This is a genomic window from Enterococcus sp. CWB-B31, assembly GCF_020567645.1.
Classification (GTDB): domain Bacteria; phylum Bacillota; class Bacilli; order Lactobacillales; family Enterococcaceae; genus Enterococcus_L.
Window position 1 is genome coordinate 60,209 of sequence record NZ_JAJDJW010000008.1, and the last position, 21,873, is coordinate 82,081.

Consider the following 21,873-nt stretch of genomic DNA (forward strand, 5'->3'; position numbering starts at 1 on the left):
TAATTTTAGAAAACTGATGTCTTATATAAAGCCTGTGTCATCATTTACTTATGACAGATATAGGTAGTTACGATGCATGAACTTGGACAACATTTTCAATAGTACGTAAAAAAGAAGCAGTGAATGATAAGAATGCAGAGTGAGCTGCTCTGGATAAGGCGATGCAAAGAATAGAAAAGACACATTTAGCAACGGGTTTGAAATATTTCTGAAGTTAAGAGAAGGAGTATTGGAGAAGTATTCTCTCTTAGAATCAAAGAGTAAAAAAGAGGCTGGTTTTATGGTTGGGAATTCAATCGAAAGGCAAGCAAAATCAGGAGTTTAAGCAGCAGAATCCCTGCTGTCTTTTTATGGTTTCATTTGATTGAGGAAATCAGTTGAGATTTTTTCGTACGTTAAAATTTATAAGCTCGTATACTCATTTTCCCTTTTTGATACAGGAGTTTCCTACTAAAAAAGTCTTGATTATGCTAAAATAGACAGGTATGTATGCTAAAGAAAGAGGTTGAATAAATGGCAGATAGTTACAATCAGGAAGTAGTAGACCTGCTTCAAAAGGAATTGACAGGATTCCGGCCTAATCAAATTACCACTGTGCTGACGCTGTTGGGCGAAGGAAATACAGTGCCCTTTATTGCCCGGTACCGTAAAGAAATGACCGGCAGTTTAGATGAAGTCCAAATTAGAGAAATTGAAGAACGTTACACGTATCTTGAAAACCTGGAGAAGAGAAAAGAGGAAGTCCTGCGATTAATCGAAGAGCAGGGAAAACTTTCTGAAGAGCTGAAAAAAGATATTTTGTCTTCAACAAAGATGCAGCAGGTAGAAGATCTGTATCGACCTTATAAGCAAAAGCGTCGGACAAAAGCAACAATTGCAAAAGAAAAAGGGCTGGAGCCTCTAGCAGACTGGCTAGCAGAGTTGCCGCAAACAGGTGACGTGTCTGCTGAGGCAGCCGGCTATGTCAATGAAGAAAAGGAAGTCGGCAGTTCAGAAGAAGCATTGCAAGGGGCGCATGAAATTCTGGCTGAGCGAGTCAGTGATGAAGCGAAATTCCGTAAATGGATTCGGGATTTTACCTTTAACAAAGGTCAGTATGTCAGTGTGGTTAAAAATGCTGAAAAAGATGAAAAAGAAGTTTATGAAATGTATTATGATTTTTCCGAGCCTATTAATAAGATGGTTTCCCATCGTGTTCTGGCAACAAATCGGGGAGAGAAAGAAGAAATTCTGAAAGTTTCTTTGCTGGTGGATGAAAGTAAAATCCATGACTATTTGAAACGTCAGCTGATTGGTAAAAATGAACAATCAGTGACTGCCTGCTATGTTGAAGCGGCTTATCAGGACAGCTATAAACGTTTTATTGGTCCAGCGATTGAACGCGAAATTCGTAATGAGCTGACTGAAAAAGCAGATGAACAGGCAATTAAAATATTCGGAGAAAATTTGCGTAATTTATTATTGCAGCCTCCATTGAAAGGGAAAGTTGTTCTGGGCTTTGACCCGGCTTATCGTACTGGATGCAAGCTGGCTATTGTCGATCCAACTGGAAAAGTGTTGGCTATTGATGTCATTTATCCGCATAAACCAGCTTCCGGAGACAAGAGGGCAGCAGCAGGTCCGGCATTTAATAAGCTGGTTGAGAAGCATGGAGTGGAGATGGTTGCAATTGGTAACGGAACTGCGAGTCGTGAATCAGAGCAATTTGTTGCTGAACAGCTGAAACAACTTCCAAGAGATATCTTTTATGTAATTGTCAATGAAGCAGGTGCTTCTGTATATTCAGCAAGTGAAGTTGCCCGGACAGAGTTCCCGGATCTTCAAGTTGAACAGAGGAGTGCAGTCAGTATTGCGCGTCGATTGCAGGACCCTCTGGCAGAGCTGGTAAAAATTGATCCTAAGGCAGTTGGTGTCGGTCAGTATCAGCATGATGTTTCTCAGAAGAGATTGGCTGAACAGCTGACATTTGTTGTAGAAACAGTAGTGAACCAGGTAGGAGTTGATGTTAATACAGCAAGTCCGCAATTACTGCAATACATTTCAGGCTTAAATAAGACGATTGCTCAAAATCTTGTGACTTACCGAGATGAGAACGGAGCGTTTACTGCTCGTAATCAAATCAAGAAAGTTCCTCGCTTAGGACCTAAAGCATATGAACAGGCAATTGGATTTTTAAGAATTCCAAATGGCAAAAATGTGCTGGATAATACTGGGATTCATCCGGAAAGTTATGATACAGCGAAAACCGTACTGGAAAAAGCTGGAGTTGATTTGAAAGATCTTGGCTCTTCCGAAACGACTGAAAAGATTAAAGCGTTGAAATTGCAGGAGCTGAAACAGGAACTGGATGCCGGCTCTGAAACGCTGAAGGATATCTTGTCTTCTCTGGCTCAGCCTGGAAGAGATATGCGTGATGAGATGTCTGCGCCGCTTTTAAGAAAAGATGTTCTGTCTATGGAAGATCTGAAGTCGGGAATGGAGCTGCAGGGGACGGTTCGGAATGTTATTGACTTTGGTGCTTTTGTTGACATAGGTGTGAAACAGGACGGTTTAGTCCATATTTCCAAGTTAAGCAATAGATTTGTTAAGCATCCCACTGATGTTGTAGCAGTTGGCGATGTTGTTACAGTATGGGTAGAGGAGATTGATGTGAAAAAAGGTCGAATCAGCCTGACCATGCTGCCAAAAGCAAAGGGGTAGTTTCTCCGATGGAAAAAGTGAGAATTAGTAAAATGATTGAAACAGACGAACAGCTGCAGGAAGCAGTTGAGCAATTATCTTGGTCCTGCTTTAATAAGCCGTTTATTCATAAAGCATACTTCAACAGCAGACTGAGAACATCTGGAGGCAGATATCATTTATCCACACACAATATTGATTTTAACCCGAGAGTGGCAGCAAAATATGGAGCAGAAGAATTGATTGGCGTGATTAAGCATGAGCTGTGTCACTATCATCTGCATTTAGCTGGAAAAGGCTATCAGCATAAAGACCGTGATTTTAAAGACCACCTGAAGCGGATTGGCGGAAGTCGTTATGTTCGTCCGCTGACAGATGAAGTTTCTGCGATATATGAGTATCAGTGCAGTGACTGTCAAACAAAAATAAGCCGAAAACGACGAGTCAATATTAACCGCTATGTTTGCGGCAAATGTCATGGCAAATTGAAGCTGATTGAGAGATAGAAGTAAAGTCCGCCGGATTCAACGGTCGTTGAATCCGGTGGACTTTTTTATAATACAGTTATTTGTTGTCTGCGATATTGAATTAATTCAGAGTCATACTCAATCTCTTCATAGATCTGAGTATTGTCTTCGTAAAATCGTTGAGCCCATTGTCTGTCACTGAAAAAGTCAAGGAAAGTTTCTGTTGATTCCTGCTCCTGATAAGGTGAGTTTAGAAAATCAGGAAGATCATCAAAGTCGTCTTTACCGATAATAAAAATGTTTTCCGGATTGTAAAAATGATAGTAGCGGATTTTTGAATTGGTCGTAACTAATTTCTTTTTAAAGAATAAGGATTCCAGCGTTCTGAGTGTTAAGCCGGTTTGACCGGAACGCATAATCTCCAGAATACCCTTGCTCTGTGCTACTAAGCTTAAATAATCATTGTAGGGGAGATAGCCTTCTTGATCATTCCCCTTCCCTTTTAAAATAAAGTAGTGACTGTCTATGTGAAGGGTGTTCAGAATTGCCAGAACAGTTTTTGCGACATCCATTCGTCCATTGTTTGAAGCGCCGAAGAACAAGTCGTGCTTCAACTCCCTATCTGGAAGAGTAAGTTGCTTTGAATAAAAGCTTGAGTTATGTTTCAAACTAAATTCTTGTGCTTCTATAGGATCAAAGCTGTAAATATCATCAATATTTTGTTCGGCCTGTGTTTGACGAAGCAATAGAATCTTTTCCTCCGTCATGTGATTCCAAAAAAACAAAATCAGTTTTGCCTGTGTTAAAGGTCTTACAATTTCAGCCATTATTGGCTCAAAACCATAATCCAAAAAAACAATCTGGTAGTAACGGGACAGCTTGTTTTTCCAGTATTCTGAATCAAAAGGAACGCGAAGCAGCTGATTACCGGCGATTACGTCAATACCAGATAAATTACCAAAGAAGTATAAATGTTTATCTTTTGCAACAAGTAATGTCGTTCTGTCTTGCATACTACTCTCCCCGCTTTCCAAAAATAGTGATATTTTTTCATTATATTATCACGTTCTTTTAATTTATGAACCTATTTTGCTTGAAATGATAAGAGAAGGCTGCTGATAGATAAGAAAAAAACTGGTTCTGTGACTGCTAGAACTGGTTTTTAAAACTTTTGTTGATACAGGGAAAATTTTTGCTGAGAGATGACAGAGTTCTTTGTCTGAGTATAAGGAAAATCTGAATAAGCAGTAAAAATTTGTTTTCTTTTTTTGATGTTCAATTCGCTAAAAATATTGTAAGTATGCATTTTAACTGTACCAATAGAAAGATATATTTCGTCAGAAATTTCCTGCTTTTGTTTGTGGCAGGAAGCAGAGTCAGATTTCTTTTTGAGAGAAGCCATAATACTGACAGAGATGTTCAAATTACATAGTTCCATCGGAGTTTTTCTCTTACCTGCTGTTTTTGTACTATCAGGATGTCATGGGTAAAATAGTTCATTAGAAATAGACAGACTAAAATAAAATAGATACCTTCGTACTTATCACAGCTATTCATTTTTAAAGATAAAGGAATGTATTGGTCAATATTAAATATGTATAGATATCTTCCAGTAAAATTAGAAGACCAAAAATCAAAGAGAGAAGAACTGCCTATTTATATATATTGCAGAATTTAAAGACAGTTTATCAATGTATTTTTTCCACTTCAGACAGCTGAAAGGATCAAGATAAATCATCAGCAGTTGATTTTGAAGATAATAAAGCCAGATTTTTAATGCTGAATTTGGAAGCAGAGGAACATTTAGCAGTTATACAGATAAGATAATTAAAAGAATATAGTTATGAGGATAAAAATCCAAATGTGATTTTTGAAGGTCCGGCGAAACTGCATCTGTGGAATGCGTTCGAGGATATATTATCTGCTTTATTTCACTGGCTGGAGTGTCTGACGGATATTAGAAGAGCAGCAAGTGGCGGAGAATGGTATGTTCATCGGGATGATACAGGTGCATAGTGGAATAAAAAGACATGCTGGCAAATGCCGATATGATGAATTGAATAAAAGCGTTTAGAGAAAAGAATCAAAGCCAAGATTGTTTACAGGATTGACAATTTCAGCCAACTGTTTTACTATTACAGAGGTGTATTTTTGTTAAGATAAATTCTTTAGTGACATATTTCGAAGGATTCTCTTACTATTGCGGTCATGGCGGAATGGCAGAAAGGGCACAGAAGATATCAAAAGACGCGGACGTGATGGAATGGCAGACATGCAAGATTGAGGGTCTTGTGGGCGTATGCTCGTGTGGGTTCAAATCCCATCGTCCGCATTAAATTAAATTAATTTTTATTTGGCGTTCTTTATCGAACTTTATTTGTTTGATAAGTGAGCGCCAAAATTGTTGTCTTTCGGAAATCGAAAGAAATCTGTTCTTTGTATGATTCGAGCATTCGAAGAAACCGTAGGAGCAAGTTCCTACATGCCCCCTAGACATGCGACGAGCATTCGAAGAAGCGGAGAAGTAAAGTCCCTCCATGCTTCGAGGATCGAAACGAAGTCCTTCAATTCTTAATGGCTCTGCCGTTTAGAAATTGATGAGATCGAAACGAAGTGTAGTGTAGTAGTGAGAACCGTAGACGTAGAAAAACGGATACAGTGTACTGTTTTGTCTCGAGAATCGTTAGATTCGCAGAGACAGCAGTTCTTCTACGCTACGCATATAGTTCTACTACATCAAGTGAGCTAGTTTCATTTAAGGAATACTTATCGAAACTACGCATACCATTCTGCTAAAGTAAGAATATAAGCAGAAGCGGCAAAGTAGAACTAGCACTTGTCGGTCCCAAACTGTGCCGAGTAATCGCAGGCAACATCTCGGAAATAAGGCGAACTATACTGAAACTATGAGCAGCTCCAGGGAGGTATCAATTCACAGCTATTCATTTTATGAATAGTGTTCCTGGACAATTTTCGTATAGTTCGCCTTATTGACATAAATCACTACGATTGACTTGTCAGAGTAGATGATGCATGTTACCTACCTGGTGTCATAAATCACTACGATTAACTTGTCAGAGTAGATGATGCATGATCCCTACGTGGTTCTTGAGGCAGAACACTTCTACTCCTTCGGTTACTCATCGCATGGAGACGCTTTGTCACAACCTCTAAAGATTGATAGTTAGTAATGTGAGAAGTCATATTTTCCTTTCTACAAAAAAATACGTGTGATGCGAATTAAAACTATGTGCACTAACTATCAATAACTTTCAATGTGTAAGACAAGCTGTTAAGAAAATTACTTCCCCAAGTTATTCTCTTGATAAAAGTATAGCCGTTAAATAATAAGTAAATTTGAAAAAAATATGCAAATTTGCATATTTTTGCGAATCAATAATGACTGTTATTCAAGATTTTACTAAGAATTTAGAACTCTGTATCTAGATATAATGGAGTTTTGGATTCTGCAAGTTAACAGAATTGTAAAACCGATTAATTTATATTTATTCTCATGAACAGACTTCTCTTTGAAATGAAGCAATTAGGCACCTCTGTCAGTTAAAAAAGGAGTATAATTTGGTCAGAGCATTGGAATTGGCAGCGATAAAAAGGAGTGTCGGTAATAAACGCTGGTCAGTTGGAAAAAGTGACATTGACAGAGATAATCGATGTATCAATCGCAGTTCGCATCTAGAAGTATATATGTTATCCGATAATAAAAAAACAGGGGATTTTACAAAAAAATGTGTTTAGAAAAATGTTCACTATTTTTTGTGATCTTTTTTTGTTATGGATTTTTTTCAGTTGGAAAATTGCTGCCGATTTCTATTTATGACACCTTTGGATTTCTGAGTATTTCTTTAATTTTAAACTGGGCAGTCTATTGATTCTGGCTGCACGAAATTGGTAGTTGAAACACTGATTGTTAAAGATTTTGTTTTGCTGTTGTAAGAACAAATAAATTCTGTTAAAGAAATACAAAAACTGTCTGCCTGATACAGCGAACAGCTTTTGCATTGCCTGTCTGTTGAACTTTTTTTAAACTACACTGAACGATTAAAGCTTGGTTATTCCCCCGAGAAGATTGCGGGTTGCTTCTTCAATCAAACAGGTAGTTGAGTTTTTTTATTTACAGTCTTTTGAAGAAAAATGGGGAATAGAAAATACAGGATTTACTAGCAGCTGGTTTAGCTGTATGCAGATTCAGCATTTTTCATTTTCTGATTTATTTAATGATTCTATTGAAGAGAAGCTGTGTACACGACGAATAGTTCGTTGATATAGGTGCTATTTGCTTCACCTGTTGCTGCTCGATATGCATCAAGTTTGTCCTGATAATTGTTGAATACCTCAAATGGGATGAAATATTCCAGTAAACAGCTCTTGTCATAATCACCTTGTTTTAAAAGCTGCTTGAATTCTTCCAAAGTCATTCCCAATTCAGACAAGTCTGTTCCAGCAGCAGCAAGTGAAGCTTCTACATCAGAATCAGACAGCTCTTCATTTTTTAAATAAAGTAGAACAGCGGTGATATATTGCAGCAATCGCGCTTTTTGAAGAATCATTTTGTTGCACAGATAAACAGCCAGTTCTTGTTCTGAAAACTCATGACCTTCAGTTTCTAAGCTGGAAACTATAAACTGGAGATCATTTACTAAAGTATCTGCAGCTGCAGATAAGCGATGATTGTCCATATCCTCTGTAAAGTTGGCATTGGGATACTGGTTCTTTAATTCTTCCCAAAGCATGGTATATTCAGATAACTGAAATAATTCTGAAATGATCGTTTGTGCGTACATCTTTTTGCTCCTTACTCTTGATAAGAGTTATTTTTTGTAACAGAGAATAGATAGTGAGGCATCTCTAGTTCCCTGTAAGTTTTAATAAAATATTTTTGAGGTAGCATGCCGTTCCGGATTGCTACCTTCATGGAGGCTAGATTAGTATCTCTGATAATAGATACAACTGTCTCAGCTTTTAATTCGTTAAAGGCATATTGCTTGCAGCGTTGGGCAGCTTCTATAGCGTAGCCTTTATGCCAGTATTCTTTTGCCAGATGATAGCCGATCTCAAGAAATGTTTCTCCTTCAATCTTCTGCTTTGTTAATCCACATTCTCCAATAATCATACCGGAGGATTTTTTCCGAAGTCCCCATAGACCATAGCCATTTTCAGTGTAACTTTTCAGATTCCATTTCAGCCAGTTTTCTACTTCGTCATCTGAGAAACCATGTTCATAAGCATACATCACTTCAGGATTCTGTAAAAATGACTTTAGTCCGGTAACTGTTTCCTGTGACCACTCAAATAATTCCAATCGTTCTGTTTCCAACTGAATGGACATGTTTGGCTCCTCCTTTGTAAAATGATAACTCTAACAGTTTAACATGGTTTCACACAAAGATAAAAGTACATTTGGGAGTGATTGCTAAATTGGAAGAAATAGTTTGGATACGCTGCAAACCTTTAAATTATTATAATTGTGGATAAATCCTAACCTATGCTGATTCTGATAGGATGTGTTTATTGTTGTTTAAATTTATTTAAATTATTATTTTGTAATTATTTTTTGGTAATCTGACTTACCAGATCTGAGTGTTATTCAATTTCATACAAGCGGTTATCTTTTGCCAGTCGCACTTTGTCAGGGCTGCAGAAAATAGGAAGTACTTACTTGATCCTATTATGCTTAGCAGTCAGTTTAATAGAACAACAATTGAATACTCTTCTGGGGAATAATTTTACCAAGGATAATAGGTTGTTAAAGTGGACTGCGATTCCATTTGATACAGAGGTACTAACACCAGATTAGTCTGTCATAAAAGATGATTCTGAATATCATGGCTATACTGAAATACCAATTGTCTGGAAATAATTTGAATTAGAAGACAAGGGGAAAGGCTGGTTGTAAACGTTGAACGACAGCTTAGCGTGCTTTTTTCATGAAAACAGAAGGAAAAGTAGCTATAATCAGCAGTCTGACAGCATCTCAGAAAACTGCTTGACAACTATTACCGCATATTGTACTATAGGCTAGCGTGGTAAAAACAGTTTGAGCTGTATTTTAATTACTGTGAAAGCCTGATATAGCTGTAAATTTACTGGAGAAATTCAGTAATAACGCAGAAAATGCTGTAAATTGAGTTGCGGTCATGGCGGAATTGGCAGACGCGCTAGCTTCAGGCGCTAGTGGTAGAAATACCGTGGAAGTTCGAGTCTTCTTGACCGCATAAAAGCCCTTATTCTTTTAGGAGAATAAGGGTTTTTTGTACGAAACGTCTGAACCGAAAACAGACTATGATTGTTTCGATTTAGAAATAGGCTAGACCGGGCTTCAAAAGACGAAAAAACAGCGGATTCAATAAAATAATTAAATTTTCAGATACTATTTTTGACAGGATGGAAGACTGTTCAAAAAAGTTTAAAGATTCAGTCAATTTTTTATTGCATTTTTTTCTATACTGGCGTAACTTAGACAGTATAAATTTTAAAAATGAGGGATTCAGTATGAGAAATTTTGAAAAGTCAAAAAAACTTGAAAATGTAAGTTATGATGTTCGTGGTCCTGTTTTAGAAGAAGCAGACAGAATGCAGGAGGAAGGCATCAATATCTTGAAATTAAATACTGGGAATCCCGCCCCATTTGGATTTGATGCCCCAAATGAAGTGGTTCGAGATATGATTATGAATGTACGCAACTCTGAAGGATATTCTGATTCGAAGGGAATTTTTTCAGCGAGAAAAGCCATTGAACAATATTGTCAGTTAAAGAAATTTCCTAATGTGACGATTAATGATATTTATACCGGGAATGGGGTCAGCGAGCTGATTACCATGTGTATGCAGGGCTTACTTGATAACGGAGATGAAGTATTGGTGCCAATGCCGGATTATCCTTTATGGACAGCATCTGTTTCTCTGGCAGGAGGAAACCCCGTTCATTATATTTGTGATGAGCAGGCAGAATGGTATCCTGATATTGATGATATCAAGTCAAAGATTACATCCAACACAAAAGCGATTGTAATTATTAATCCTAACAATCCGACAGGTGCTTTATATCCCAAAGAATTGTTATTGGAAATCGTGGAGATCGCCAGACAGAACGATTTGATTATTTATTCAGATGAAATTTATGATCGTTTGGTAATGGACGGCTTAACTCATGTTCCGATTGCAACATTGGCTCCTGATTTATTTGTTGTGACGTTAAATGGATTGTCAAAATCTCACCGTGTGGCTGGCTTTAGATGCGGCTGGATGGTTCTAAGCGGAGATAAAACAAGAGTGCAAGGATATATTGAAGGATTAAATATGCTTTCTTCTATGCGATTGTGCTCTAATGTACTGTCTCAGCAAATTATCCAAACAGCATTGGGCGGTTATCAGAGTGTAGATGAGCTTCTGCTTCCAGGCGGACGAATTTACGAACAGCGTGAATTTATTTATAATGCAATCAAGGATATTCCCGGGTTATCAGTTGTTAAGCCGAAAGCAGCCTTCTATATTTTCCCTAAAATAGATGTTGCCAAGTTTAATATTTATGATGATGAAAAATTTGTTCTGGACTTTCTTCATGAACATCATATTTTATTGGTTCATGGCGGTGGGTTTAACTGGAATCAGCCGGATCATTTTCGAATTGTTTATCTCCCTAAAATGGAGGATCTGAAATATACAACCGAAAAGATGACAGAGTTTTTGAGTACGTATAGACAAAAATAGCAGTCAAAGACTGGGGCCTCCTAAAGGTTTCCAGTTTTTTCATTTTATTAAGAATTGAAGATAAACTGTTCGAGTATACAGAGTGATTACTGCATAGAGAACAATAGAATATTTATTTGAATGTTACAGGAACTATCTGTTTGAAAATTATTTATTTTATTGCTTAGTCATAATGTTTCGCACAGATTGAATGTGGTAATGGAAATCGTATAAAATAAAGACCGCTTAAAAAGTATTTAAGCAGTCGTCATTTCTTCTCTTTTTGCAATTTTAGCTTACTTAGTAGTCATTTTTAGTCAATCATTGTACATTCTTTTTTGCTGATGACCATTCGATTTGTATATTTTTCTTTCATATCAGAGCTGGGATCATTAACCACAACTAAATATGAATTCTCATACTCTTTTTCTACATAGCCAACATGATTGTCTTTTTCCCAAGTAAAGCTGACTTTTTGTTCTTGTGCGATAAATAACACTCCTTAGTCTTAAAAAATAAAGTGATGTTGACAGTTGGTGAAGTGAATGAAGTTTCTTGCAGTTTATTATGCAATAAAGTACAATAAATTCAAAATGCGAATTCGCATATTTTTAATTAATTAAATGTTTTTGATAATCATTTTTTATAAAATGTTTTATTAGGAGTGAGAGTATGAATTCTTTTGGAAGTGTTATCAAAGAGATACGGAAAAAAAGAAAACTGACTCAAAAGATGCTGTCGGAAGATATTTGTTCGCAAAGCGTTTTAAGTCGGATTGAAAATAATGAAGAGCTTCCGAATGTGGTCGTGATGCAGCAAATCTGTCAGCGACTCGGTGTGACGATGGATCAAATCATGCAGTTTCAATCGAAAGAAGTTCAGATAGTGACACAGATGTTTGAAAAATTTGGCAACTATTTCCGCCACAAGGAATATGATAAGCTGATTCAATCCATAAAAGAAACTGGTTTGGAAGAACGTATTTATCTGGATACGGACTGGCAGCGCTACTATTATTATTTGGGAAGTTGTGAATTTTATTTATACAATAATTATGAACGGGCTGTTTTTTCCTTAAGAAAAGGGCTGTCGTATACCTATCAGACAAATAAGAGTAATCTTTCCGATCTTGAAATTCAGTTAATCAGCTGTTTGGGCAGTGTCTATGGCTTGATGGGGAAAAATGATGCAGCTGAGAAATATTTGAAGCTAAGTATTTATTATTTTCATGAATTGCCAAATGAAAGAATCAATGCGGAACTTACAAAGATCTTTTTTAACTATGCCTCATTTCTTCTTCAGGAAAATAGACCGAATGAAGCGCAGGTTCTTATTGATCAGGGTATTGTTTGGGCACGAAAAAAGAACAGCTATTACTACTTAGAAGAATTATTTGACCTGAAAAGCAAATTGTTGACAATGACCGGTAATGATAAGGATGCAGAAGTCTACAGTAAATTAACTGAACAGATAGGCCAAATAGCAACGATGAAATTATAGAAGGAATGGTCTACACCATTCTTGACTTATTGGCTGAGAAAGAGTAACTTAAACAGTGAGATAATTAAAGAAAGAAGGATGGTTATGAAAACATTTGTCTTTGCAGAAAAGTTCTTTTTGAAAAGTGATGTAAAAGGGCCGGGTTATCTGGAAATAACCGATGGAATATTTGGAGATTTTTACAAAGAACTGCCTGAGGGTGAAGTTCAGGTTATTAAAGAAGAAGGAAAGTGGATTGCCCCGGGACTGGTAGACACGCATATTCATGGATTTATGAATCATGATGTAATGGATAATGATGCAGAAGGGATAAAAGTTATGTCGGAAGGACTTCTTTCCTGTGGAGTGACTTCTTTTCTGCCGACAACATTGACGTCCAGCAAAGAAAGATTGAAGGCTGTTGCTGAAACAATCGGAAAGGTTTATCAGGAAGTTCCTGGAGCTAAGATTCAGGGAATTTACTTTGAAGGACCATTTTTTACTGAGGAACATAAAGGGGCGCAAAATCCTAGTTATTTTGGAGATCCTGATTTGGCTGCTTTCCATGACTGGCAGGAAGCTTCCGGCGGTTTGATCAAGAAAATTGCATTGGCCCCTGAACGTAAAGGTGTTAAAGAATTTGTCAAAACGGTGACTGACGAAGGCGTAGTTGTTTCCTTGGGACACAGCGATGCAACACTGGAGCAGGCTGCTGAAGCAGTAGAAGCCGGAGCAAGTGTATTTGTTCATGCTTACAACGGAATGAGAGCATTGAATCATCGCGAACCCGGGATGGTGGGTGCGCTGATGTCATTAAAACATGTTTTTTCAGAGTTAATCTGTGATGGTCATCATGTTCATCCCAATGCGGCGGATATACTGATGGAAAAAGCCGGACATGACCATGTTGCGTTAATTACAGATTGTATGATGGCCGGCGGTATGCCCGATGGTGATTATAATCTGGGCGAATTTCCGGTAGTTGTCAAAGATGGAACAGCTCGTCTTGAATCCGGTAATCTTGCAGGGAGTATTCTTAAGTTAAAAGAAGCAATCAAAAATGTAGTGGACTGGGAAATTGCGACCCCTGAACAGGCAATTATGATGGCAAGTCTGGTACCGGCAGTCAGCTGTAAAATTGAAGATAAATGCGGAATGATCGCAAGCGGTAGGGATGCAGATTTTATTGTTCTAAACCCGTCAATGGAGCTGGAAGCAACCTATCTTGATGGAGTAGAACGATACCGCACAGAAAAATAAAACATAAAAAACTCTTGGGCTTACATCAAGCCCAAGAGTTTTTATTGTTCATACAGGTGGTAATGTAGGCGATTCGATAGTTCCATCCTCATAGGCAATAAAGAAATCACTTAAAAAATAAGGATAAATCTCAATGTCGGTCTTATAAAGTGATTGAGGAATAACAAAGGTCTCCTCCTTGTTCCCACCGATGAAATCTCCATCAATTGTTTGACACACAACGAGAAAGTCAGCTTCTTTCCAGTCATTCACTTCTTCCATGGACAGTGTCTCTTCAGAGCTCAGAAAATTTATGCTGGTTTCAAAGATTTCTTCAATATTCATTTGAAAGACGAAAAAAGGATCATCGTCGGACTGTTCCTGTTCAGCTGAGGCCAAAGCTAAGAAGCTGTGAGGGACTTTTTCAGTAAGTTCTTCTTTCAGCTTGTGAAAATCCATTTTATTCACCTACTTTTCGTTTTTAATACGCACTAGAAAATTAACAGTTGTATTTCTGGATAGACCTTTTGCTTCCAATTCAATTTCTTTACATAACAAGTCAGAACCTTCGTAAATGGGGGTAACTCGGTAACGGATTGTTTCCCCGTCATCCATAGCTTTTCGCACCTGATTCTCATATTTTGTCATGTAGGGAGTATTTACAGGTGTTTGATAAAGGGTTGTCAGATTTCTTGCATCATCTCCGGTGCCGCCCATTTGTCTGCCGATAAGATGCCCGCGAGAATGATTATAGGGTTCTTTTCCGGAAATAAAGCCGGGAGGACGAATCTCCTGCTTTGCAGAAGTACCAGTATTGACCATTTCTGGTTTAAGTAAGGCCTCAGCTCCTGTTGCTCTGCCCAGAGAATCCAGCTCGTGATAGGTGATCCATCCCTTTTTACTGTCTTTTAGTTCACTGTCAGTGAATGTTGCAGTTCCCAGCTCTTCCGGTCCCGGGTTTGTTGACTCCCCATTTGAAGGAGGGCTAGGAATGCTTTGTTCTACAGGTGCAGGCTCCATTCCAAAAAGCTCCTGAATCTGATCGGGTACCTGTATACCTAAAACACTTAATACTAAAATAATCAGCACGCCTGCCAATAGCAGCATGGGGTGATGTTTAAGAGAATCATTTTTCTTTGCCATACGTTTACTCCTTCATTTTACACTCATTCAAATATTATACGAAAAAAACGGACAAAGGAAAAGGCATTTAAAGATTTTCTAATGGAAGAATATCGGGGCAATTAACTGCTAACTGTGATAAAATTTTTAATGAGAGGATAGATGCAGATGAGTTATATTGATGTAATAAATGAATACAAAAGATATCACATGGGAAATACAGTGATCACGGCCAATGACGGGATTACCTTTTCTGTAGAAAAGGGTGAAGTAGCAGTTATTTTGGGTCCCAGTGGAGCCGGGAAATCAACAGTTTTAAATGTTTTAGGCGGTATGGATTCTTGTGATGAAGGACAAATTATTATAGATACGACAGATATCGCCAAATTCAACAGCAAGGAACTGACCACCTATCGCAGAAATGATGTCGGTTTTGTTTTTCAATTCTATAATCTGGTTCCCAATTTAACAGCAAAAGAAAATGTGGAGCTAGCTTCACAAATTGTTTCAGATGCATTGGAGCCTGTCGAAGTATTAAAATCTGTTGGTTTGGGTGACCGTTTGGATAATTTTCCGGCACAGCTTTCTGGAGGAGAGCAGCAGCGTGTAACAATTGCCAGAGCGATTGCAAAAAAACCAAAGCTTTTGCTTTGTGATGAACCAACTGGGGCATTGGACTACGAAACCGGGAAACAAATTTTGAGCATTCTTCAGGATACAGCCAGAAACACTGGTACAACAGTAATTATTATCACGCATAACTCGGCTTTGGCTCCGATGGCTGATCGGGTTATTCGAATCAATGATGCAAAAGTGCGGAGTATGACTACAAATGAGCATCCTGTTCCGGTTGCCGATATAGAATGGTAGGTTTTATGGAATGAAAAAAACGGCACTGTTAAAAACAAGTTTACGTGAAATCAGACAAACAAAGACACGTTTCCTGTCAATTACGGGGATTATCTTTTTAGGAGTAATGCTCTTTGTCGGCTTGAAGGCGACAGGTCCTGACATGATTGATACGGCTGACCGCTATTTTTCCAAACAAAAACTTGCAGATGGCCGAATCGTTTCTACGTTGGGACTAACAGAAAAAGATCTTGAAGCAGTAAAAAAATCTGAGGATGTTTCTGAGGTTTTACTTCGATATACAGCAGATGTGATGATTTCAAGTGAGAATGTTGCGATAAAATTTATTGGGAAAGATTTGTCTGCAAAGGATCAGTTGGTGGATTATGTAGTTACTGATGGCAGAATGCCTGAAAAAAGCGGAGAAATTGCATTAGACAGTTTGGCTGCTTTAACGAATAGTTACAAATTAAATGATACAATAGAGCTTTCGGACTCAGATGATCCAGACAATCAATTGAAGGTCCATGAGTTTAAAATTGTTGGCTTTGTTCAGTCACCTGAATATATCGAGGATATATCAAGAGGAAATACTACGGTTGGCAAAGGTACATTGGATTACTTTGCAGTCGTATCAGAAAATGATCTGGATCTTTCGGCATATACTGAAATTCTGTTTTCTTTTAAAGGTTTAGAGGGTAAAGGAACATACAGTTCTTCGTATGAAGCAGCGAGAGACAACGGAATTGCTGAACTGGAAAAGCAAACTGCCGCACGCCCAGAAGAAAGGGTGGAAGAAATTCGTTCAGAAGCTGCAGAGGAGCTGGCAGCTGCAGAGAAGCAGATTCTTGATGGTGAAAATGCTTTAAAAGAAGCAGAACAAAAATTGAAGGAAAGCAAGACCGACTTGGATGAAGGACGGTCTGCTTTGGAAGAAGCTGAGGCAGCTTTTGCTTCGCAGATATCAGCAGGTGAAAATGAACTGGCAGAAAATCAGGCAATGATCGATGCTTCTGAAGCAGAGCTGGTTAGTCAAAGAGCTCTGTTGGAACAAAAGAAGGCAGAGCTGGAGGCCGCAGCCGGGCAAGTAATAGAGGGGCAGAATGCTTTAAATCAGCTTCAGTCAAGTCGGGCTGAACTGGTATCAAACTGGAACCTTCTGCAGCAGAAATTTGAAGACTACCAGGGTCTGACGGCCTCTATTACTGCTTTGCAGATGATTGAAGACGACTATTTTGCGAGCGCAGTTGCACAGCAGTCAGCTGAATGGATTGGGATTTTACAGCAGAACCAGGCACCAGCAGAGATTATGGCAGCAGTTCAACAATTGATCAATCAGCCTGTAAAAGAAAATATTGCTGTTTATGTAAATACAGTTAATCCAGTATTGCTTGAAATTCAAAACCAGCAGAATCAGCTAAATGAAGGAATTCAAACAATCGATGCTCAAGCTGCCCAAATTCAACAACAGATTGCTGAGTATAATGCTGGTCAACAGCAGATTATTTCTGCCGAAAGTCAATTACAGCAGGGGACAGCTCAATTGGCTGCCAGCAAGGAACAGCTGGCTGCAGGTTGGGCACAGCTGGAGCAATCTCGTGAAGAAGGACAGGCACAGTTGAATGCTTCCAGACAACAGCTTACTGAAGGCGAAGCTGCCTATAATGAAGGACAGGCAGAATTTGAAAAACAGAAAAAAGAACCTGAACTGGCAGCTGCCAAAAAGGAACTGAATGAAAAGAAGCAGGAACTGGCGGATTTAAAAGAACCGACCTATTATTATTTCACCAGAGACGACAATCCCGGGTACAAAGAATATAAAGAAAATGCTAATCGAATTTCTTCGCTGGCCGTTGTTTTCCCGATCTTTTTCTTTTTGATTGCAGCTCTTGTAAGCCTGACAACTATGACAAGAATGGTGGAAGAGAAGCGAACAGAAATTGGAAGCTTGAAAGCAATCGGTTATAAAAATTCAGAGATTGCGTTTAAATTTCTTCTCTATGGTATTACTGCAAGTCTTTGCGGCACAGTTCTTGGTTTAGCCGTCGGTTACTATCTGTTCCCGGTAATTATTTTTAATGCCTATGGTCAGTTATACAATATTCCGAACTTTATTACACCATGGTACCTTGACTATAGTCTGATTGCTGTAGTGGTTGCTGTTTTATGTACAGTGGGGGCTTCACTGGTTGTGCTTCGGATTGATTTATTTAGTACACCAGCTGTTTTGCTTCGCCCTAAATCGCCGAAAGCCGGAAAAAGAATATTATTGGAACGTCTGACACCGGTCTGGAAACGGATGAGTTTCATTGGAAAAGTCACGGCTAGAAATTTATTTCGCTATAAGCAGAGAATGCTGATGACGGTTTTAGGGATTGCCGGCTGTATGTCGCTGATTATCACTGGATTTGGACTGAGAGATTCCATTTCAGAGATTGTAGTGATCCAGTTTAATAAAATCTGGCATTATCAGGCAGTGGTTACGGCTTCTGATAATGAAACGGATGATGAATATAAGGAATATCAGGCTGAGCTGGATCGGATAGATGGGCTGAAAAGCGTTATGTCTCTCCATGCGGAAATATTTGAAACGACAGATGAAGCAAAAGCGGCGCAGAATGTTTCAGTTTATGTCCCGGAAAAGCCGGATGAAATCTCTTCATTTATTACGTTTATCAATCGCCGGACTAGTGAAGAATACAAATTGGCAGACGATGGTGTAATTATTAATGAGAAGTTGTCTAAGTTATTCGGGTATAAAGTAAATGATGAACTTGTTTTAAAAGATTCTGATAATCAGGAATATACTTTTAAAATTAAAGGAATTGCAGAGAATTATACAGGACACTTTGTTTATATGACACCGGATTATTATAAGAAAGTTATTGGGGAAGCCCCGGTTTACAGAACAGATTTTCTTCTGTTTGATAAGAAACCGACAACGAAGGTTGAAACAGATACAGCTGAAATACTGATGGAAAATCCGGGTATTCTCAATATCTCATTTCTTTCCAGCTCCAGTGATAGTTTGAGTGACACGATCAGCAGTCTTAACGTAGTTGTCTGGGTTCTGATTGTGGTATCAGGCTTGCTGGCATTTATCGTTTTATACAATCTGACGAATATCAATGTATCTGAGCGAATTAGGGAATTGTCAACAATCAAAGTACTCGGCTTCTACGACAATGAAGTGACGATGTATGTTTACCGTGAGAATATTATTCTAACGATCATTGGGATTTTATTTGGTACAGCTCTGGGCAAGATTGTTCATAGATATGTGTTGGAGACAGTGGAAGTGGATATGCTGATGTTTTCTCCAACCATACATTGGATTAGCTATGTGTATTCTGCATTAATTACCTTATTCTTTACTTTTTTTGTAATGATTCTAATGCATAGAAAGTTGGAAAAGGTCGATATGATTGATGCGCTGAAATTAAATGAATAGATTTCTAAAAGATAAGACTAAAGCGTTTATTTAGAAAGATATTGTTTTATTGGACAGTATAGTGTCTTCCTCTTTATCGAGAGGCTGTTAAAAAAATCAATATTTTAACTGTATTACTCAACTTTCGAATTTTAAAATCTAAGCTTATCCATTGTTATTATTGAATCCAAGAAGATTTTAAAAGAACCCTTGAGTTATAAATTAACTTCTGCGAGCTTTTTTTTAAATTGGAAGGCAACGAATACGGAAGCGGTCGTAGTTACAGTTACTTGACTAATTCAATACGAAGTCAAGCTGCAAATTTCCAAATAAAATTAATACAATAAATTAAGTTATGTTTTTCTCTTTCGGCACCAAAGCTTCGTTGTACTTTTCCAGGTTCGAAAGCTGATTCTGTTTTTTGAATCTAGAAAGATAGTAAGAAAATCTGTGTTATAAAATGAGATTTGAAGGTTAGTCAAGCTATATACCTTTTTCTAATAAAATAAACTATTATTTTGCTTCTGATTATTGTTTTTCCGATATTCCCTGTTATTTATGTGTAAATATTGGTAAACTATAAATAGCGTCAAACAAGAAAGGAAGTGAGAAGGTGATACAGGGAATACCGATTCAGACGATCTACTTGTATATCCTGATTATCTGTGCAGGGATTGCAGTACTTCTTTTGCTGATAGGTGATATTTTTGATTTTGACGGTCCCATTGATCCAATGCTGCTTATACCATGGATTGCCTTTACGTCACTCTTTGGCTATCTGGGAGAATACATAACGGACTGGAATCATTGGCTCATTTTACTGGCTGGCGGAGCCATTTCAACCATCATTGTCTTCGTATTGAATTTCTATTTGTTCAGCCCTATGAGAAATGCAGAATCTACGATATCTATCTCAGAAAGAGACATGGAAGGAAGTACCGCAACAGTGATTACTCCGATTCCGGTTAACGGCATGGGAGAAATCCAATTCAAAAGTGTGACTGGATCGCTCAGCAGACCTGCAGCTTTCTATACTCCTCAGGAAAAGGAAGTGGAAAGAGGTCAGGAAGTATTGATTATTGAGGTGCGTGATCGAGTTTGTTATGTTGTACCCTATGAAAATACACTTAAGTTATAAGGGGATATGAGAAATTAAAAGGGAAGTAATGAAGCAGCTGTAATCTCTTGAAGAAATAGTTATAAGCTGCAAAGTTGTTTTAGGATTGGGAATGTATGTCTCTTAAGAAGACAGTCCATCTTCAAGGCGTGGGCTGCCTTAATGCCAAAAAGAAAAAGGAGTTTGATAGTATGGATTTATTTATTTTTGCCCCAATTGCATTGGCTGTATTTGTTTTATTAATGATGTTGATTATTTTTGTTTCCAAGTACCAGACAGCAAAACCGGATGAAGCGTTAATCATCAGCGGAAGCTATCTAGGCTCAAAAAATGTGCATAAAGACGATCGTGGAAACAAAATTAAAATTGTGCGTGGTGGAGGAGCCTTTGTTCTTCCAGTTTTCCAACGTTCAAACCGGATCAGTCTGTTATCAAGTAAACTGGATGTTTCTACTCCTGAAGTTTATACTGAGCAAGGGGTTCCGGTAATGTGTGATGGAACATCGATTATCAAAATCGGTTCATCTGTAGAAGAAATAGCTACAGCTGCAGAGCAATTTTTAGGAAAAACTCGGGAAGAACTGGAAAATGAAGCGAGAGAAGTACTGGAAGGTCATTTGCGTTCTATTCTGGGTTCGATGACAGTGGAAGAAATTTATCAAAACAGAGATAAATTCAGCCAGAGTGTTCAGGAAGTAGCCAGTGTTGACTTGGCAAAAATGGGGCTGATTATTGTCTCGTTCACGATTAAAGAGGTACGCGATAAAAATGGTTACTTGGATTCATTGGGTAAGCCTAGAATTGCTCAGGTAAAACGAGATGCGAATATTGCCGAAGCAGAAGCACTGAAGGAGACAAGAATTAAAAAAGCAGAAGCTGAAAAAGATTCACAACAGGCAGAACTGCAAAGACAAACAGAAATTGCTGAAGCATCGAAGGAAAAAGAATTGAAGCTTGCAATCTATAAAGAAGAACAGGATATTGCCAAAGCGAAAGCCGATCAGGCCTATAATCTGGAAAGTGCCCGAGCACAGCAGGAAGTTATTGCTCAGGAAATGGAAATCAAAGTCATTGAACGCCAAAAGCAAATTGAGTTGGAAGAAAAAGAAATTACGCGTCGTGAGAAACAATATGATTCTGAAGTGAAGAAAAAAGCTGATGCTGACCGTTACGCGAAAGAGCAAGAAGCACTTGCACAAAAAGCGCGTGAAGTCGCAGAAGCGGAAGCAGAACGCTTTAGAGTGGAAAGCTTGGCTGAAGCGGAAGCAAACCAAACACGCTTAGCCGGTCAGGCTCAGGCGGAAGCTATTCTGGCTCGAGGAAAGGCCGAAGCAGAAGCAAAACAAAAAATCGCCGATGCTTTCAAACAATATGGTGAAGCTGCAGTACTAAGCATGGTTCTGGAAATGCTGCCTGAATTAATGAAAGAAGCAGCACAGCCTTTGGGTAATATTGATAGAATTTCTGTTGTAGATACTGGTTCCGGCGGAGAAAATTCCGGAGCAAACCGTATTACCAACTACGCAACCAACCTGCTTGCAGGAACTCAGGAAACCCTGAAAGAAACAACTGGTTTGGATGTAAAGGAACTCATCGAAAACTTTACAAAAAGAGGAACCAGCAGTAGTGTAAATTACTACGAAAACGGTGACTCAGCCGATTCAAAAGAATAGGATAATAAGAAGATTAATCGATCAATTAATGAGACTGGGACATAACTCAAAAAGTTATATTCCAGTCTCTTAAAATCCAGATAAACGGTGGGAGCAGAAGCAACTCCTTGG

17 protein-coding genes and 2 tRNA genes are annotated in these 21,873 nt (G+C 38.3%); 12 read left to right on the forward strand and 7 right to left on the reverse strand.

The genetic code is table 11. The features are described from left to right. Positions 1-513 precede the first annotated feature (513 nt). The gene (locus LI954_RS09020) at positions 514-2,700 is read left to right on the forward strand and encodes a Tex family protein (RefSeq protein ID WP_229441221.1); all 2,187 of its coding nucleotides are present in this window, start codon (positions 514-516) and stop codon (positions 2,698-2,700) included. Positions 2,701-2,708: 8 nt separating this feature from the next. Further along, positions 2,709-3,185 (forward strand): SprT family protein, encoded by a 477-nt coding sequence (locus LI954_RS09025; RefSeq protein WP_229444300.1) that lies wholly within the window; start codon positions 2,709-2,711, stop codon positions 3,183-3,185. Positions 3,186-3,232: 47 nt separating this feature from the next. Here the strand turns inward: LI954_RS09025 and LI954_RS09030 are convergent, their stop codons facing one another. Both LI954_RS09030 and LI954_RS16340 read right to left on the reverse strand, forming a co-directional pair. Beyond that, positions 3,233-4,159 (reverse strand): oligosaccharide biosynthesis protein Alg14, encoded by a 927-nt coding sequence (locus LI954_RS09030; protein WP_229444301.1) that lies wholly within the window; start codon positions 4,157-4,159, stop codon positions 3,233-3,235. Positions 4,160-4,308: 149 nt separating this feature from the next. Beyond that, entirely contained in the window at positions 4,309-4,584 is a 276-nt protein-coding gene (locus tag LI954_RS16340) for a LuxR C-terminal-related transcriptional regulator (RefSeq protein ID WP_420705973.1), read from the reverse strand. A 425-nt stretch (positions 4,585-5,009) separates the two neighbouring features. On the opposite strand from LI954_RS16340, the gene LI954_RS09035 reads away from it, so the two are divergent. Continuing rightward, positions 5,010-5,162: a hypothetical protein gene (locus LI954_RS09035; protein ID WP_229441219.1), complete on the forward strand. Its 153-nt coding sequence runs from the start codon at positions 5,010-5,012 to the stop codon at positions 5,160-5,162. Positions 5,163-5,395: 233 nt separating this feature from the next. After that, positions 5,396-5,478, forward strand: a tRNA-Leu gene (locus LI954_RS09040). Between the two features lie 1,909 nt (positions 5,479-7,387). Here the strand turns inward: LI954_RS09040 and LI954_RS09045 are convergent. After that, positions 7,388-7,948, reverse strand: a complete 561-nt coding sequence (locus LI954_RS09045) for a hypothetical protein (RefSeq protein WP_229444302.1) — start codon at positions 7,946-7,948, stop codon at positions 7,388-7,390. A gap of 11 nt (positions 7,949-7,959) precedes the next feature. After that, the gene (locus LI954_RS09050; RefSeq protein ID WP_229444303.1) at positions 7,960-8,493 is read right to left on the reverse strand and encodes a GNAT family N-acetyltransferase; all 534 of its coding nucleotides are present in this window, start codon (positions 8,491-8,493) and stop codon (positions 7,960-7,962) included. Between the two features lie 802 nt (positions 8,494-9,295). Between LI954_RS09050 and LI954_RS09055 the strand changes: the two genes are divergently transcribed. Together LI954_RS09055 and LI954_RS09060 are read left to right on the forward strand one after the other, a co-directional pair. Then, positions 9,296-9,379, forward strand: a tRNA-Leu gene (locus LI954_RS09055). A 277-nt stretch (positions 9,380-9,656) separates the two neighbouring features. Further along, complete coding sequence (locus LI954_RS09060; RefSeq protein WP_202068292.1) at positions 9,657-10,874, forward strand: pyridoxal phosphate-dependent aminotransferase; 1,218 nt, start codon at positions 9,657-9,659, stop codon at positions 10,872-10,874. Between the two features lie 292 nt (positions 10,875-11,166). Here the strand turns inward: LI954_RS09060 and LI954_RS09065 are convergent, their stop codons facing one another. Then, positions 11,167-11,352: a hypothetical protein gene (locus LI954_RS09065; protein WP_202068389.1), complete on the reverse strand. Its 186-nt coding sequence runs from the start codon at positions 11,350-11,352 to the stop codon at positions 11,167-11,169. Positions 11,353-11,525: 173 nt separating this feature from the next. Here LI954_RS09065 and LI954_RS09070 point away from each other — a divergent pair, with 173 nt between their 5' ends. Both LI954_RS09070 and nagA read left to right on the forward strand, forming a co-directional pair. Then, positions 11,526-12,353, forward strand: coding sequence for a helix-turn-helix domain-containing protein (locus LI954_RS09070; RefSeq protein WP_229444304.1), 828 nt, complete (start codon positions 11,526-11,528; stop codon positions 12,351-12,353). 84 nt (positions 12,354-12,437) lie between these two features. After that, complete coding sequence (gene nagA, locus LI954_RS09075; RefSeq protein ID WP_229441216.1) at positions 12,438-13,592, forward strand: N-acetylglucosamine-6-phosphate deacetylase; 1,155 nt, start codon at positions 12,438-12,440, stop codon at positions 13,590-13,592. A gap of 48 nt (positions 13,593-13,640) precedes the next feature. Here nagA and LI954_RS09080 read toward each other — a convergent pair whose 3' ends face one another. Both LI954_RS09080 and LI954_RS09085 read right to left on the reverse strand, forming a co-directional pair. Then, positions 13,641-14,030: a hypothetical protein gene (locus LI954_RS09080; RefSeq protein ID WP_229444305.1), complete on the reverse strand. Its 390-nt coding sequence runs from the start codon at positions 14,028-14,030 to the stop codon at positions 13,641-13,643. A gap of 9 nt (positions 14,031-14,039) precedes the next feature. Continuing rightward, complete coding sequence (locus LI954_RS09085; protein ID WP_202068298.1) at positions 14,040-14,714, reverse strand: DNA/RNA non-specific endonuclease; 675 nt, start codon at positions 14,712-14,714, stop codon at positions 14,040-14,042. Between the two features lie 147 nt (positions 14,715-14,861). Here LI954_RS09085 and LI954_RS09090 point away from each other — a divergent pair, with 147 nt between their 5' ends. The 4 genes from LI954_RS09090 (at position 14,862) to LI954_RS09105 (ending at position 21,762) form a co-directional block, all read left to right on the forward strand. Further along, a complete protein-coding gene (locus LI954_RS09090; protein WP_229444306.1) occupies positions 14,862-15,563 on the forward strand; it encodes an ABC transporter ATP-binding protein in 702 nt (233 codons plus the stop codon). A 10-nt stretch (positions 15,564-15,573) separates the two neighbouring features. Continuing rightward, on the forward strand, positions 15,574-18,993 hold the full coding sequence (locus tag LI954_RS09095; protein ID WP_229444307.1) for an ABC transporter permease: 3,420 nt from the start codon (positions 15,574-15,576) through the stop codon (positions 18,991-18,993). A gap of 592 nt (positions 18,994-19,585) precedes the next feature. Then, complete coding sequence (locus tag LI954_RS09100; protein WP_202068301.1) at positions 19,586-20,110, forward strand: hypothetical protein; 525 nt, start codon at positions 19,586-19,588, stop codon at positions 20,108-20,110. Between the two features lie 170 nt (positions 20,111-20,280). Further along, positions 20,281-21,762: a flotillin family protein gene (locus LI954_RS09105; protein ID WP_202068302.1), complete on the forward strand. Its 1,482-nt coding sequence runs from the start codon at positions 20,281-20,283 to the stop codon at positions 21,760-21,762. The last annotated feature ends 111 nt before the right edge of the window (positions 21,763-21,873 follow it).